10 protein-coding genes are annotated in these 14,279 nt (G+C 66.1%); all 10 read left to right on the forward strand.

Going from position 1 to position 14,279, the window contains the following annotated elements; all coding sequences use genetic code 11:
* The first annotated feature begins 34 nt into the window (after window positions 1–34).
* The 10 genes from pepT (at window position 35) to E4K65_RS22515 (ending at window position 14,178) form a co-directional block, all read left to right on the forward strand.
* Window positions 35–1,285, forward strand: coding sequence for a peptidase T (pepT, locus tag E4K65_RS22470; protein ID WP_135176027.1), 1,251 nt, complete (start codon window positions 35–37; stop codon window positions 1,283–1,285).
* Between the two features lie 428 nt (window positions 1,286–1,713).
* The gene (locus E4K65_RS22475) at window positions 1,714–2,073 is read left to right on the forward strand and encodes a hypothetical protein (RefSeq protein ID WP_135176028.1); all 360 of its coding nucleotides are present in this window, start codon (window positions 1,714–1,716) and stop codon (window positions 2,071–2,073) included.
* A 130-nt stretch (window positions 2,074–2,203) separates the two neighbouring features.
* Window positions 2,204–2,602: a FixH family protein gene (locus E4K65_RS22480; protein WP_135176029.1), complete on the forward strand. Its 399-nt coding sequence runs from the start codon at window positions 2,204–2,206 to the stop codon at window positions 2,600–2,602.
* Window positions 2,599–4,008 (forward strand): efflux RND transporter periplasmic adaptor subunit, encoded by a 1,410-nt coding sequence (locus E4K65_RS22485; protein WP_135176030.1) that lies wholly within the window; start codon window positions 2,599–2,601, stop codon window positions 4,006–4,008. Before E4K65_RS22480 ends, E4K65_RS22485 begins: the two co-directional genes overlap by 4 nt.
* Entirely contained in the window at window positions 4,005–7,163 is a 3,159-nt protein-coding gene (locus E4K65_RS22490; RefSeq protein ID WP_135176031.1) for an efflux RND transporter permease subunit, read from the forward strand. Before E4K65_RS22485 ends, E4K65_RS22490 begins: the two co-directional genes overlap by 4 nt.
* 150 nt (window positions 7,164–7,313) lie before the next feature.
* A complete protein-coding gene (locus E4K65_RS22495) occupies window positions 7,314–7,679 on the forward strand; it encodes a hypothetical protein (protein ID WP_135176032.1) in 366 nt (121 codons plus the stop codon).
* A gap of 56 nt (window positions 7,680–7,735) precedes the next feature.
* Window positions 7,736–9,010: a divalent metal ion exporter subunit IhpA gene (ihpA, locus tag E4K65_RS22500; protein ID WP_135176033.1), complete on the forward strand. Its 1,275-nt coding sequence runs from the start codon at window positions 7,736–7,738 to the stop codon at window positions 9,008–9,010.
* On the forward strand, window positions 9,007–9,984 hold the full coding sequence (gene ihpB, locus E4K65_RS22505) for a divalent metal ion exporter adaptor subunit IhpB (protein ID WP_135176034.1): 978 nt from the start codon (window positions 9,007–9,009) through the stop codon (window positions 9,982–9,984). The genes ihpA and ihpB overlap by 4 nt, the downstream gene beginning before the upstream one ends.
* On the forward strand, window positions 9,977–13,186 hold the full coding sequence (ihpC, locus tag E4K65_RS22510; RefSeq protein WP_135176035.1) for a divalent metal ion exporter subunit IhpC: 3,210 nt from the start codon (window positions 9,977–9,979) through the stop codon (window positions 13,184–13,186). Before ihpB ends, ihpC begins: the two co-directional genes overlap by 8 nt.
* A 2-nt stretch (window positions 13,187–13,188) precedes the next feature.
* On the forward strand, window positions 13,189–14,178 hold the full coding sequence (locus tag E4K65_RS22515; RefSeq protein ID WP_167771037.1) for a cation diffusion facilitator family transporter: 990 nt from the start codon (window positions 13,189–13,191) through the stop codon (window positions 14,176–14,178).
* The last annotated feature ends 101 nt before the right edge of the window (window positions 14,179–14,279 follow it).

The raw sequence follows: 14,279 nt of genomic DNA on the forward strand, positions 1-14,279 counted from the left end.
CTGCATCCCCAAAGACCCGGCGGTTTGACCAGAAATGTCCTCCCTCACCTTTTCGCATACCGTGACCGAGCGCTTCCTGCGCTACGTCACCATCGACACCCAGTCCGATCCGGAATCCCCCAGCTCGCCTTCGACCGAGAAGCAGAAGGATCTCGGCCGCGTCCTCGTCACCGAGCTGAGGGCGATGGGCGTCGCCGACGCCCATCTCGACGATTACGGCTACGTTTACGGAACGATCCCGGCCAACACCGACAAGAAGGTGCCGGTGATCTGCTTCTGCTCGCACATGGACACTTCGCCCGACGTCACCGGCAAGGACGTCAAGCCGCAAATGGTGAGAAACTATCGCGGCGGCGACATCACCCTGCCGGGCGATACCAGCCAGGTGATCCGCTTCACCGAGCATCCCGCGCTGAAGAACCAGATCGGCAACGACATCATCACCACCGACGGCACCACGCTGCTGGGCGCCGACAACAAGGCCGGTGTCGCCGAGATCATGGATGCCGCGTATTTCTTCATCAACAATCCCGATGTGAAGCACGGCACCATCAAGATCCTGTTCACGCCCGACGAGGAGGTCGGCCGCGGCGTCGACAACGTCGACATCAAGAAGTTGGGGGCCGATTTCGGCTACACCATGGACGGCGAGAGCGCGGGCTCTGTCGAGGACGAGACCTTCTCGGCCGACGGCGCCACCATCACCATCAACGGTGTCAGCGCCCATCCCGGCTACGCCAAGGGCAAGATGGAGCACGCGATCAAGATCGCGGCCGCCATCGTCGAGCGACTGCCGAAGGAGGGCTGTTCGCCCGAGACGACGTCAGGCAAGCAGGGCTTCCTGCATCCGATCAGCATCGACGGCGCGCTCGAGCAGGCGACGCTCTCCTTCATCGTCCGCGACTTCACCGAGGAAGGCCTGAAGGAGAAGGAGATCCTGCTCGAGAACATCGTCAAGGACGTGATGAAGGACTATCCGCGCTCGACCTACACGTTCGAGGTCAGGGAGCAGTACCGCAACATGAAGCAGGTGATCGACCGTCACCCGCACATCCTCGAATACGCTATCGAGGCGATCCGCCGCGCCGGCCTGCGGCCGATGCGCACCGCGATCCGCGGCGGCACCGACGGCTCACGCCTGTCCTTCATGGGCCTGCCCTGCCCCAACATTTTCGCCGGCGAGCACGCGTTCCACTCGCGCCTCGAATGGGTCAGCCGGCAGGACATGGAAAAGGCGGTGCAGACGATCGTCCATCTCGCCATGATCTGGGAGGAGAAGGCGTAGGCACGCCACTAGTCCCGGCAACGGGCGCAAAAGCCTCCACGACGTCATGCCCGGGCTTGTCCCGGGCACCCACGTTCTTCGCGCAGCGTGACTAGACGTGGATGGCCGGGACAAGCCCGGGCATGACGACCTCTGTGCAATCGCACCGATGACCGGCGCAAAATAATCCCAAGCCCCACGGAACGTGCCGGCGCGGGGCGCGTTGGTGATGCAAGTCCCAAGGATGAAGATTGTGAGCACAAAAGGCCTCAGCCGGTCAGCCCCGGGCTGGGGCCTTTCCGCGTTCTGGCATACCCGTCCAGCGAGGCATCGCGCAGTAGCATCGTACTCCGCGATCGTTCGAGACGATTAACCACCCACGCGCCCTGCTCGCACACTCGTGAACCACTGGACTTTCCAATGTTGTTCCCGTGTGAGAATGTCGCGCCATGATTGCTCGTCGCATCCTCAGGCTCGTGCTCGCGGTCCTCGTGACCGCGGGGCTGATGGTTGCGCCGCTGGTGACGCCAGCAGCGGCAGGACTGCCGATGGCCAGCGACATGCAGATGACCGACGCGCAAGACATGTCCGCCGACATGCCTTGCTGTCCCGATCAGCACGACGGCAAGCAATGCCAGGACTGCCCTCTCCTCGCGATCTGCATGTTGAAGGTGTTGCAGGCTGGGCCGGCGGTCGTGACGGCAACTCTCGATCCGCGTGCGCTCGAACTGCTCCGGCCGCTCGATGATACCATTGCCGACGGCCTTACCCGTCCACCTCCGGATCATCCACCTCGATTGACGGTCTGACCGGCGCTCACGCGCCGGACGAATGTGCGCGTCGATAACGGCGCGCGCATCGCTGCCTGCCGTCTTGTTGCTTGTCCCCTGGGGCGCGCGGTCATGGCGGTACCATCAGATCCATCGAGGAATTGAAATCATGACAATGTCCAACGTCGCGCGTGCCGCCATGGCCGCGCTGATCGCCGCCGCGTTTGCGGGTGCCGCACGCGCCGAAATCAAGAACTACGAGTTCCAGCTCGTGCAGCCGACCGTCAAGGCCGGCGCCGATCGCATCGTGACGGTGCGACTGGTCGACAAGACCACCGGCAAGACCGTGCCGGATGCCGTGATTTTCGCCAGCCGGCTCGACATGGCGCCCGACGGCATGCAGGAGATGGCCACCAAGGTCACCGCGATGCCGGGCACTGAGCCCGGGACATACCGGTTCAAGGCGACCTTCGGCATGGCCGGTCGCTGGCAACTCTCGCTCGGCGCCAAGGTGCAGGGCGAAACCGGAACGGTCGAGAACAAGCTCCTCGTCACGGCCGAGAAATGACCCGCCGCCTCCTCATCGGCACTGCCGCTGCGATTCTCGCCGCGGCAGGTCTCGCGCTGTTCGCCGCCGGCGTCCTGCGGCCACAGCCCGACGTCGGCCAACTCATATCCTCGGCAAACGCGGCGGATACGGTTGCCCCGATCTATTATCAGGACCCGGACGGCAAGCCGCTGTATTCGCTGACCCCGAAGAACACCGAGGACGGCCGCACCTATCGTGCCGTACCTGCGGGCGCGGACATCAGCTTCGACGAGCCCGAGCAGCCCGCGGTGACGGCTGCGGCCGAGGCCAGGGGCGATCGCAAAGTCAAATACTACCGCAACCCAATGGGTCTGCCGGACACCTCGCCGGTGCCGAAGAAGGACTCCATGGGGATGGACTATATCCCTGTCTACGAAGGCGACGATAGCGACGACGGTTCCGTCCGGCTATCTCCGGGCAGGATCCAGCGTACGGGCGTCAGGTCCGAGCCCGCTGCGCTCCGCACGATCCGCACGATGGTCCGTGCCCCCGGCGTCATTCAACTCGACGAGCGGCGAGTCTCCGTCATCTCGATGCGGTCCGAAAGCTTCATCCTGAAAGTCGCCAACGTGACGACCGGCTCCCACGTCGTGAAGGGGCAGCCTTTGATGGAGGTCTACAGCCCCGCCGTCGTGTCGGCGGCCGCCGAATATCTCGCCACCATCACGTCCAAGACGACGGGCGGTGACCAGGCCTACGGCCGCGGCTCCCGTCAGCGACTGATCAACCTTGACGTACCGGAAGCCGCCATAGCGGCGATCGAGAAAAGCCGGAGCGTGCCGACCTCCGTCGAGTGGACTGCGCCACGCGATGGCATCGTCCTGGAGCGTAGCGCGATCGAGGGCATGCGCGTGCAGCCGGGCGGCGTGCTGTTCCGGATCGCGGATCACTCGGTAATGTGGGCGTTGATCGACGTAGCGGAACGCGACCTGGGCATGATTTCCAAAGGTCAGTTGGCTACCGTGCGGGCCCGGAGTTTTCCGGGCCGCGAATTCTCGGGGAGGGTCGAAGTGATCTATCCCGAGATCAACAAGGAGACCCGAACCGCGCGCATCCGCGTCGAATTGCCGAACCCAGACCTCGCGCTGCTGCACGACATGTACGTCGACGCCGGGATCGACACCGGGACGGGCGAACCGGTCCTGACCGTCCCTGAGAGCGCGGTGATGGATACCGGCAGTCGGCAGGCCGTCTTCGTCGACAAGGGAGAGGGCCGGTTCGAGCCGCGCGAGGTCAAGACCGGCCATCGCGGCTCGGGATACGTGGAGGTCAGGCAGGGTGTCGCCGATGGCGAGCCCGTCGTCGTGTCCGCCAACTTCCTGATCGACGCGGAGAGCAACCTGAAGGCGGCGCTCAAGGGTTTTGCCGAAGGAGCCCAGCAATGATCGCCCGCCTGATCGCCTGGTCGGCCCGCAATCTGCTGCTGGTGCTGTTCGGCACCGGCTTTGCCGCTGCTGCCGGCCTCTATGCCTTGCTCCATCTGCCGCTGGACGCCATTCCGGATCTCTCCGACACCCAAGTCATCGTCTACACCGAATATCAGGGTCAGGCGCCCCAGGTGATCGAGGACCAGGTCACCTACCCTCTCACTACCGCCATGCTGACGGTGCCGAAGTCGAAGGTGGTGCGCGGCTTCTCCTTCTTCGGCGTCTCCTTCGTCTACATCATCTTCGAGGACGGTACCGACATCTACTGGGCCCGCTCGCGCGTGCTCGAATTCCTCAACGGCGCCGCGGCACGGCTGCCGGCCGGCGTCACGCCAACGATCGGCCCTGACGCCACCGGCGTCGGCTGGGTCTACCAATACGCCGTGATGTCCAAGGAGCTGAACCTTGCCGAGACGCGGACAATCCAGGACTGGAACCTGAAATTCGCCCTCGCCAAGGCCGAAGGCGTCGCGGAGGTCGCCAGCGTCGGCGGCTTCGTCAGGCAGTACAACGTCATCCTTGATCCGCAGCGCATGCGCGATCTCGGCATCACCATGCAGAAGATGCGCGACGCCATCCGCGCCAGCAATGCCGACGTCGGCGGTCGCACCGTCGAGCTCTCCGAGTTCGAATATGTCATCCGCGGCAAGGGCTATCTGAAGAACGTCGACGACCTCGGCAACATCGTGCTGAAGACGAGCAACGGGACGCCGGTCAAGCTGCGCGACGTCGCCCGCATCGAGCTCGGGCCGGACGAGCGGCGCGGCATCGCCGAGCTCAACGGCGAGGGCGAGGTGGCGAGCGGCATCGTGCTGCAGCGCTTCGGCATGAACGCGCTCGACGTGATCGAGAGCGTCAAGAAGCGGTTCAGGGAGAGCGCAACCAGCCTGCCGAAATCGGTCGAGATCGTTCCGGTCTACGACCGCTCCAACCTGATCAAGGCCGCGATCGAGACGCTCAGGCACACGCTGCTCGAGGAGAGCATCGTGGTGGCGCTGGTCTGCATCGTGTTCCTGCTGCATGTCCGCAGCGCGCTGGTCGCCATCCTGATGCTCCCCGTCGGGGTGCTGATGGCGTTCGGGGCGATGAAGCTGCTCGGGATCGGCTCCAACATCATGAGCCTCGGCGGCATCGCGATCGCTATCGGCGCCATGATTGATGCCGCGATCGTCATGATCGAGAACGCGCACAAGCATCTCGAGCGCGCCGAGCCCGGCCATTCGCGGGTGGCGATCCTGATCGAGGCCGCCGCCGAGGTCGGCCCGGCGCTGTTCTTCAGCCTGCTGATCATCACCGTCTCGTTCATGCCGATCTTCACGCTGGAATCGCAGGAGGGCCGGCTGTTCAGCCCGCTCGCCTTCACCAAGACTTTTGCGATGGCGGCGGCGGCGCTGCTGTCGGTCACGCTGGTGCCGGCGCTGATGGTGATCTTCGTCCGCGGCAGGATCATCCCGGAGCACAAGAACCCGATCAACCGCGTCCTGATCTGGATCTACCGGCCGGTCATATCAGGCGTGCTGCGCGCACGGATCTTGGTGATCCTGCTCGCGCTCGGCGTGCTCGCCGCCTCGATCTGGCCGGCCGGCCGGCTCGGCTCCGAGTTCATGCCGAACCTCAACGAAGGCACCCTGCTCTACATGCCGACGACGCTTCCCGGCATTTCCGTGACCAAGGCGGCCGAGCTGATGCAGACCCAGGACCGCATCATCCGCTCGTTTCCGGAGGTCGCCTCGGTCTACGGCAAGGCCGGTCGCGCGGCCACCGCGACCGATCCGGCGCCGTCGGAGATGTTCGAGACCATCGTCGACCTCAAGCCGAAGAACGAGTGGCGCGCCGGCGTGACCATCGACAGCCTGATCGCCGAGATGGACAAGGCACTGCAATTTCCGGGCGTCTCCAACGCCTGGACGATGCCGATCAAGGCCCGCATCGACATGCTCTCGACCGGCATCCGCACCCCCGTTGGCATCAAGGTCATGGGCACCGATCTCGCCGGGATCGACAGACTGGCCCGGCAGATCGAACAGGTGCTCAAGGCGGTGCCCGGCACCTCCTCGGCCTATGCCGAGCGGAGCCTCGGCGGCTACTATCTCGAGATCACGCCGGACCGCGAGACGCTGTCGCGCTACGGCATCATGGTGCAGGACGTGCAGGACACGATCGCGACCGCGCTCGGCGGCCAGGCGGTGACGACGACCGTCGAGGGCCGGCAGCGCTTCACCGTCAACATGCGCTATCCGCGCGATCTGCGCGACAATCCGAAGGCGATCGCCAGCGACATCCTGGTGCCGATGCCGGGCGGCGGCGCCGTTCCGCTCGGCGAGGTCGCGAGCGTCGCGCCGGCGCGTGGGCCGACCTCGATCCGGACCGAGAACGGGCAGCTTGCGACTTACATCTATGTCGATATCCGCGACCGCGACCTCGGCGGCTATGTCGCCGACGCGAGGGCCGCGGTGCAAGCGAGCATCCAGTTCCCATCAGGCTATTATGTGGTCTGGAGCGGGCAATACGAATATCTGGAACGCGCCACCGCGCGGCTGAAGATCGTGGTGCCGGTGACGCTGCTGATCATCTTCCTGCTGCTCTATCTCAACTTCCGCTCGATCACCGAGACCCTGATCGTGATGCTCTCCCTGCCCTTCGCCCTCGTCGGCGGTCTGTGGCTGATGTGGTGGCTCGGCTTCAACCTCTCGGTCGCGGTCGCGGTCGGCTTCATCGCACTCGCGGGCGTGGCGGCAGAGACCGGCGTGGTGATGCTGATCTATCTCAACCAGGCGCTCGCCGAGGCCAAAGCGCGCTGCGCTCGCGCGGGCCGCGCCCTGACCCGCGACGATCTCGACAAGGCGATCATGGAAGGCGCGGTCGAGCGCGTCCGCCCGAAGATGATGACGGTGGTTGCGATCATGGCCGGCCTGCTGCCGATCATGTGGAGCAGCGGAACGGGATCGGAGATCATGCAGCGGATTGCCGTGCCGATGATCGGCGGCATGATCTCGTCGACGCTGCTGACGCTGATCGTAATTCCCGCGATCTTCGGGCTGGTGAAGGGCTTTGGGCTGCGTACGGGCGATGGGGTTATCGCGTCGGAGCAGATTCCGGAGGCCGCCGAATGAACGCGTAACCGCCGTTTGTTGCGAACCGGTCGCAGTCGCATCGTGATGCTGCAACTGCGACGTTGAGTTCCGCATACGTAACATTATTGCGGGTCGACACTGTTCCCGCCGCCATGCTAGGCCAGCCGAACCGACAGCGAGAGTGAATTCGTGGTCCTGAATCGCCGGCCCTTCAGACTGAGCTACACACGCAACTGGCGTGGGCTCGTGGCTGTGTTCGTCGCGGTCATGTATCTGCTCTCGGGCGCGCTCCACGGCGCCCACGACATCGATGTCACCAGCCCGTCCGGCGGCCCGGAGATCGCCTCGATGCTCGAAGACGGCGCCGCCGGCCATGGCGATCACAAGGCGCTTGCCGGCCATCACTGCCACGGCTGCTTCTCCGTCGCCGTCGTGCAACCGGTGCAACCGGAAACCGCGGCCGACGTGATGGCCGCGCCGGTCCCGCAGCGGCAGCCGGCGCTCGCCGGCATCGCGCCCGATACGGACTCTCCTCCCCCCAAGCACCTGACCTGAACGGATCAGCCGGGCGCCCCATCGCGCCCATCGGTTCTCCTTCACAGGTTCGGTTCATGTCTTGCAGGCGACTGGCCGCGCGCATCGCGTGCGCGACGGCTATTCTCATCAGCCCACCCCTGGTGCTGACGTCACACGCCCAGACGCTGACGATGCGCGCAGCGCTCTCGCGCGCGCTGGCCGCGAGCCCACGCCTGACGGCGGCGGAGCGCGACGTCGGCATTGCCACGGGCCAACGCATCCAGGCAGGCGCCCTTCTCAATCCGGAACTGTCCTATGAACAGGACAATTCATTCGGGTCGGGCATCTATCGCGGCACGCGATCGGCCGAGACCACGCTCCAGATCAGCCAGGCCTTCGAGCTGTTCGGCAAGCGGGACGCCAGGATCGCTGCCGGACAGGCCGGCATCGAGGTCGCCGCGATCCAGCGCAAGGCTGTCAGGTTGGAGGTGCTGTCGGAGACCGCGATCGCCTTCCTGAGCGTGCTCGGCGCGCAGCGGCGCATCCAGATCCTCGACGAGCAAATTGTCGCGATTGACCGGCTGACGCCGCTGCTCCGCCGCCGCGTCGAGGCCGGCGCCTCCTCCCCGGCCGAGACCGGCCGCGCCGAGGTCGCCTCCGCCCTGGTGAAGGCCGATCGCGAGCGCTTCAAGGCGACGCTGGCGAGCGCCCGGCGCGAGCTTGCGGTCCTGATGGGCGATGCTGCGGCGAAGTTCGGCGAGGTCTCCGGCCGGCTCGACACCACGGGACGCCCGCCCACGTTCCAGTCGGTCGTCGCTGCCATCGATGCCAATCCGCAACTGGTGCGCTGGACGGCGGTCTTTGCCCAGCGCAATGCCGAACTATTGATGGCGCGGCTCAAGCCCTATCCGGACGTGCGGATCGCGGCCGGCTGGCGCCATTTCAACGAGACCAATGACGATGCGGCGCGCCTCACCGTCTCGGTGCCGATCCCCGTGTTCGACCGGAACCAGGGCAACATCCTCTCCGCGCAGGAAAGCCTCGCCAAGACCAGGGCCGAGCGCGAGGCCAACCGCAACACGCTGATCGTAATTGCGGGCCGTGCCTATGACTCGCTCCAGGGCTCGCTTCGCGAGCTCGCCGTGCTGCGCGAGACCGCTATCCCTAAAGCCACTGAGGCTGCGGACGCGATCTCGCAAGGTTACGGCCAGGGCCGCTTCACCCTGCTCGAAGTGCTCGATGCCCAGGCCAGCGTCGCACAGGCGCGGCTGCGCGAGCAGGAGGCGCTGCAGAATTTCCATGCCGGGGTGGCGACCATCGAAGGCCTCGTCGGCAATCCCTTTGCGCTGGCCCGGGAGGGCGCACGATGAAGACATCCTCTACCATCCTCCTCGCGATCATCACCGCAGCGCTCGGTGCCTATGGCTACGCCATGCTTGCGCCGGCCAGGGTCGCGCCGACCGAACATGCCGCCGACAAGAAGCCGGAGAAACCGAACGACCATGTCGAGCAGGACGAGCACGGCGCCGACCGCATCCGCATCTCCGACGTCAAGCTGGCCGCCGCCGGCGTCACGCTGGCGGAGGCCGCGGGCGCCACGCTGACCGACACGCTGGCCTTCAACGGCATCCTGCGCGCCAACCAGGAGGCGGTCGTTCAGGTCACACCCCGATTTCCCGGAATTGCAAAATCGATCCAGAAGCGCATCGGCGACAAGGTCGCCAGGGACGATCTGCTCGCCGCGATCGAGAGCAACCAGAGCCTCACCGTCTACGAGCTGAAGGCGCCGATCGCCGGCACCGTCATCGAGCGGCAGATCTCGCTCGGCGAATACGCCTCCGAGCAGAAACCGGCCTTCGTCGTCGCCGACCTCTCCAGCATCTGGGTCGACCTGTCGATCTACCGGCAGGACCTCCGGCGCGTTCGCCTGGGCGACGAGGTGCTGATCGATCCCGACGATGGCCGCGGCGAGATCAAGGGCGCGATCTCCTACATGGCACCGATCGGCTCGAGCGAGACCCAGACCGCGCTGGCGCGCGTGGTGCTGCCGAATCCCGATGGCCGGCTTCGCCCCGGCCTGTTCGTCACGGCGCGGCTGATCCTCGCCGCCCGCAACGTCGCAGTTGCCGTGCGCCGAAGTGCGATCCAGACGCTGGAGAGCAGGACCATCGTGTTCGTCCGCGAGGACGGCGACAAGATCGAGGCGCGCCCCGTGGAGCTCGGCGACTCCGATCCGAAATTCGTGGAGATCCGCGCAGGGCTCTCCGTCGGCGAGCGCTACGTCGCCGAGAACAGTTTTGTGGTCAAGGCGGAGATGGGCAAGGGAGACGCCGACCATGATTGACGCCCTCCTCGCCTTCTCCATTCGTCAACGATGGCTCGTGGTCCTGTTCGCGCTCGCGGCCGGCGCCTTCGGCGCCTGGAATTTCACCCGCCTGCCGATCGACGCGGTGCCCGACGTCACCAACGTCCAGGTCCAGATCAACACGCGCGCGCCGGGCCTGTCGCCGCTCGAAGCCGAACAGCGCATCACCTTCCCGATCGAGACCGCGATGGGCGGCCTGCCCAGGCTCGACTACACCCGCTCGATCTCGCGTTACGGCCTGAGCCAGGTCACCGTCGTATTCCAGGACGGCACCGATATCTACTTTGCGCGCCAGCTCGTCAACGAGCGCATCCAGCAGGCAAAGGACCAGCTGCCTGCAGGCACCGAGGTCGCGATGGGCCCGATCTCGACCGGGCTCGGCGAGATCTATGTCTACTCGGTCGAGGCCAAGGCCGGCGCGAAGTCGCCAACCGGGGCCGAGTTCACGCCGACGGAACTGCGCACCATCCAGGACTGGATCATCAAGCCGCAACTGCGCACCATTCCCGGCGTGATCGAGGTCAACTCGATCGGCGGTCATGAGCGGCAATTCCACGTGCTGCCGATCCCCGGCCGGCTGATGGCCTACAAGCTCGGCTTCCGCGATATCATGACGGCGCTGGCCGCCAACAACGCCAATGTCGGCGCCGGCTATATCGAGCGCAACGGCGAGCAATATCTCGTCCGCGCGCCCGGCCAGGTCGCCAATATCGAGGAGATCCGCGACATCGTGATCGGCTCGCGCGGCGGCGTTCCGGTGCGTATCCGCGACGTCGCCGACGTCCAGGAAGGCCAGGACCTGCGCTCGGGCGCTGCGACAACGAACGGCAGCGAAACCGTGCTCGGCACCGCCATGCTGCTGATCGGCGAGAACAGCCGCACCGTGGCCCAGCGCGTGAAGGCCAAGCTCACGGAGATCGCGAAATCGCTCCCCGACGGCGTGGTCGCGCGGGCCGTCTACGACCGCACGCATCTGGTTGAAGCCACCATCCAGACCGTCGAGAAGAACCTCGTCGAGGGCGCGGCGCTGGTGATCGCGGTGCTGTTCCTGATCCTCGGCAACATCCGCGCCGCGCTGATCACCGCCTGCGTCATCCCGCTGTCGATGCTGTTCACGATCACGGGGATGGTCGAGAGCAAGGTCAGCGCCAATCTGATGAGTCTGGGCGCGATCGACTTCGGCATCATCGTCGACGGCGCGGTCATCATCGTCGAAAACTGCCTGCGGCTGCTCGCTTCCGAGCAGCACCGGCGTGGCCGGCTGCTGTCGCTCGATGAACGGATGGAGACCATCCGCGCCGCCAGCAGCGAGGTCATCAAGCCGAGCCTGTTCGGCACGCTCATCATTGCCGTGGTCTATTTGCCGGTCCTGACCCTGACGGGGACCGAGGGCAAGATGTTCACGCCGATGGCCCTGACCGTGCTGATGGCGCTCGCGGGCGCGGCGCTGTTGTCGATCACCTTCGTCCCGGCTGCGGTGGCGATCTTCGTCACCGGCAAGGTCTCGGAGACGGAAAACATCTTCATGCGCGCGGCCAAGCGGCTCTACGTTCCCCTGCTCGACCGCGCCATCTGCTACCGCGGCAGCGTCGCGTTTGGCGCGCTGCTGATCGTTGCCGGCAGCATCTTCGCCGCGACGCGCATGGGCGGCGAATTCATCCCGAGCCTCGACGAAGGCGACATCACCATCGAGACCATCCGGATTCCCGGCACCAGCCTGACCCAGAGCGTCGACATGCAGCTCCGGCTGGAAAAGACAATCAAGCAGGTACCGGAGGTCGCGACTATCTTCTCCAAGATCGGCACCGCCGAGATCGCCAACGATCCGATGCCGCCGAACGTCGCCGACACCTATGTCACATTGAAGCCGCGCGACGAATGGCCCGATCCCGCCAGGCCGAAGGACGAGGTGGTCGCCGAGCTCGAACGGGCCGCCAACACCCTGCCCGGAACGGCCTATGGCATGACCCAGCCGATCCAGATGCGCTTCAACGAGCTCATCGCCGGCATCCGCAGCGACGTCGGTGTCAAGATCTTCGGCGACGATCTCGACGTGCTCGCCGGCATCGCCCAGCAGGTCAACGGCGTGGTCCGCGGCATCGAGGGCGCTGCCGACGTCAAGACCGAGCAGGTCGCGGGCCTGCCGATTCTCACCGTCAAGCTCGACCGCCAGGCGCTGTCGCGCTACGGCCTCAGCCTCAGCGAGGTGCAAAACCTGGTCGAGATCGCGATCGGCGGCAAGCCGGTCGGAAAGCTGTTCGAAGGCGATCGCCGCTTCGACATCGTGGTGCGGCTGCCGGAAAGCCTGCGCGCCAACCCTGACACGATCAAGTCGCTGCCGATCCCGCTGCCGCCGGGCGAGGATGCCGCCGCCGTCACGAAAGCCGCATGGGCGGGTGGAAACACGGCGCTTCGCTACGTGCCGCTGTCCTCCGTCGCGGCGATCGAGATCGCGCCGGGCCCCAACCAGATCAGCCGCGAGAACGGCAAGCGCCGCGTGGTCGTGATGGCCAACGTTCGCGGGCGTGATCTGCGCTCCTTTGTCGCCGAGGCCCAGGACGCGGTCGCGGAGAAGGTCAAGCTGCCGCCGGGGTACTGGATCGGCTGGGGCGGACAGTTCGAGCAGCTGGTCTCCGCCACCAAGCGGCTGACCATCGTCGTGCCGGCGGCGCTGCTGCTGGTGTTCCTGCTGCTGTTCATGGGCATGGGGTCGGCGGCGGATGCGGCGCTGGTGTTCTCCGGCGTGCCGCTGGCGCTGACCGGCGGCGTCGCCGCGCTCTTGCTGCGCGGCATTCCGCTGTCCATCAGCGCCGGCGTCGGCTTCATCGCGCTGTCGGGCGTCGCCGTGCTCAACGGCCTCGTCATCATCGCCTTCATCGAGCGGCTGCGCAGCGAGGGACGCCCCATTGCGGAGGCCGTGCGCGAGGGCGCGCTGACCCGCCTGCGCCCGGTGCTGATGACCGCGCTCGTCGCCTCCCTCGGCTTCGTGCCGATGGCGCTCGCCACAGGTGCCGGCGCCGAAGTGCAGCGGCCGCTTGCGACCGTGGTGATCGGCGGCATCATCTCCTCGACCGTGCTGACGCTCCTGGTGCTGCCGGCGCTCTACGTGCTGTTCCGGCGTGACGGGGCTACCGAAACGCCTACAATGGCGCCTGATTTGGCAGCTTCCGGGGAGCGCTAGATTTGGGCAACCACGACCATCACGGCCATCATCATGACCATGCCGGCCACGCCCATGATCATGGCCATGGTCACGACCACAGCCATGCTCACGGTCCTGGCCACGCGCATGTCCACGCCCCCGCCAGTTTCGGCAAGGCGTTCGCGATCGGCATTTCGCTCAACGTCGCGCTGGTCGTGGCCGAGGCGGTCTACGGCTATATCGGCAACTCCACCGCGCTGCTTGCGGACGCCGGCCACAATCTTTCCGACGTGCTTGGCCTGGTCGTGGCATGGAGCGCCTCGATCGCGGCGCGGCGCGCGCCGCGCGGCCGCTTCACCTATGGCCTGCGTGCCTCCACCATCCTGGCGGCACTGGCCAACGCGGTGTTCCTGCTGGTCGCGACCGGCGCGATCGGCTGGGAGGCGATTTTGCGCCTGCGCGAGCCGGAGCCGGTCGCGGGGGTGACCGTGATGGTGGTCGCCGGCATCGGCATCCTCGTCAACGGCTTCACCGCCATGCTGTTCGCGCGCGGCCGCAAGGACGACATCAACATCGAAGGCGCCTATCTGCACATGGCCGCCGACGCCGCCGTCTCGCTCGGCGTCGTGGTCTCGGCGGCGCTGATCATCTGGACCGGCTGGCTCTGGCTCGACCCCGTCACCAGCCTCGTCATCTGCGCCACCATCCTCTGGAGCACGACCAGCCTGCTCCGCGGCTCCATCGACATGTCGATGGCGGCCGCCCCCAAGGGCACCGACCTTGCCGCCATCAGGGCGTTTCTGCAGCAACGGCCCGGCGTCTCCGCCATCCACGATCTCCACGTCTGGCCGATCTCGACCACCGAGACGGCGCTGACCTGCCATCTCGTCATGCCCGCAGGTAGCGGCGATGCGTTCCTGATGGAGACCGCGCAGCTGCTCAAGGCGTCCTTCCGCATCGGCCACACCACGCTCCAGATCGAGACGCATCCGGATAATGGCTGTGCGCTGGCGCCGGATGATGTGGTGTGAGGCATTCCGCCTCCACACCGTCATTGCGAGCGAAGCGAAGCAATCCAGACGACCACCGCGGGCACATTCTGGATGGCTTCGTCGCAAGAGCTCCTCGCAAT

The organism is Bradyrhizobium niftali (genome assembly GCF_004571025.1).
GTDB classification, from domain to species: domain Bacteria; phylum Pseudomonadota; class Alphaproteobacteria; order Rhizobiales; family Xanthobacteraceae; genus Bradyrhizobium; species Bradyrhizobium niftali.

Bases quoted from the DNA above. Each gene is read 5' to 3' on its own strand.
- pepT (WP_135176027.1), top strand. From the start codon at position 35: ATGTCCTCCCTCACCTTTTCGCATACCGTGACCGAGCGCTTCCTGCGC.
- E4K65_RS22475 (WP_135176028.1), top strand. From the start codon at position 1,714: ATGATTGCTCGTCGCATCCTCAGGCTCGTGCTCGCGGTCCTCGTGACC.
- E4K65_RS22480 (WP_135176029.1), top strand. From the start codon at position 2,204: ATGACAATGTCCAACGTCGCGCGTGCCGCCATGGCCGCGCTGATCGCC.
- E4K65_RS22485 (WP_135176030.1), top strand. From the start codon at position 2,599: ATGACCCGCCGCCTCCTCATCGGCACTGCCGCTGCGATTCTCGCCGCG.
- E4K65_RS22490 (WP_135176031.1), top strand. From the start codon at position 4,005: ATGATCGCCCGCCTGATCGCCTGGTCGGCCCGCAATCTGCTGCTGGTG.
- ihpA (WP_135176033.1), top strand. From the start codon at position 7,736: ATGTCTTGCAGGCGACTGGCCGCGCGCATCGCGTGCGCGACGGCTATT.
- ihpB (WP_135176034.1), top strand. From the start codon at position 9,007: ATGAAGACATCCTCTACCATCCTCCTCGCGATCATCACCGCAGCGCTC.
- ihpC (WP_135176035.1), top strand. From the start codon at position 9,977: ATGATTGACGCCCTCCTCGCCTTCTCCATTCGTCAACGATGGCTCGTG.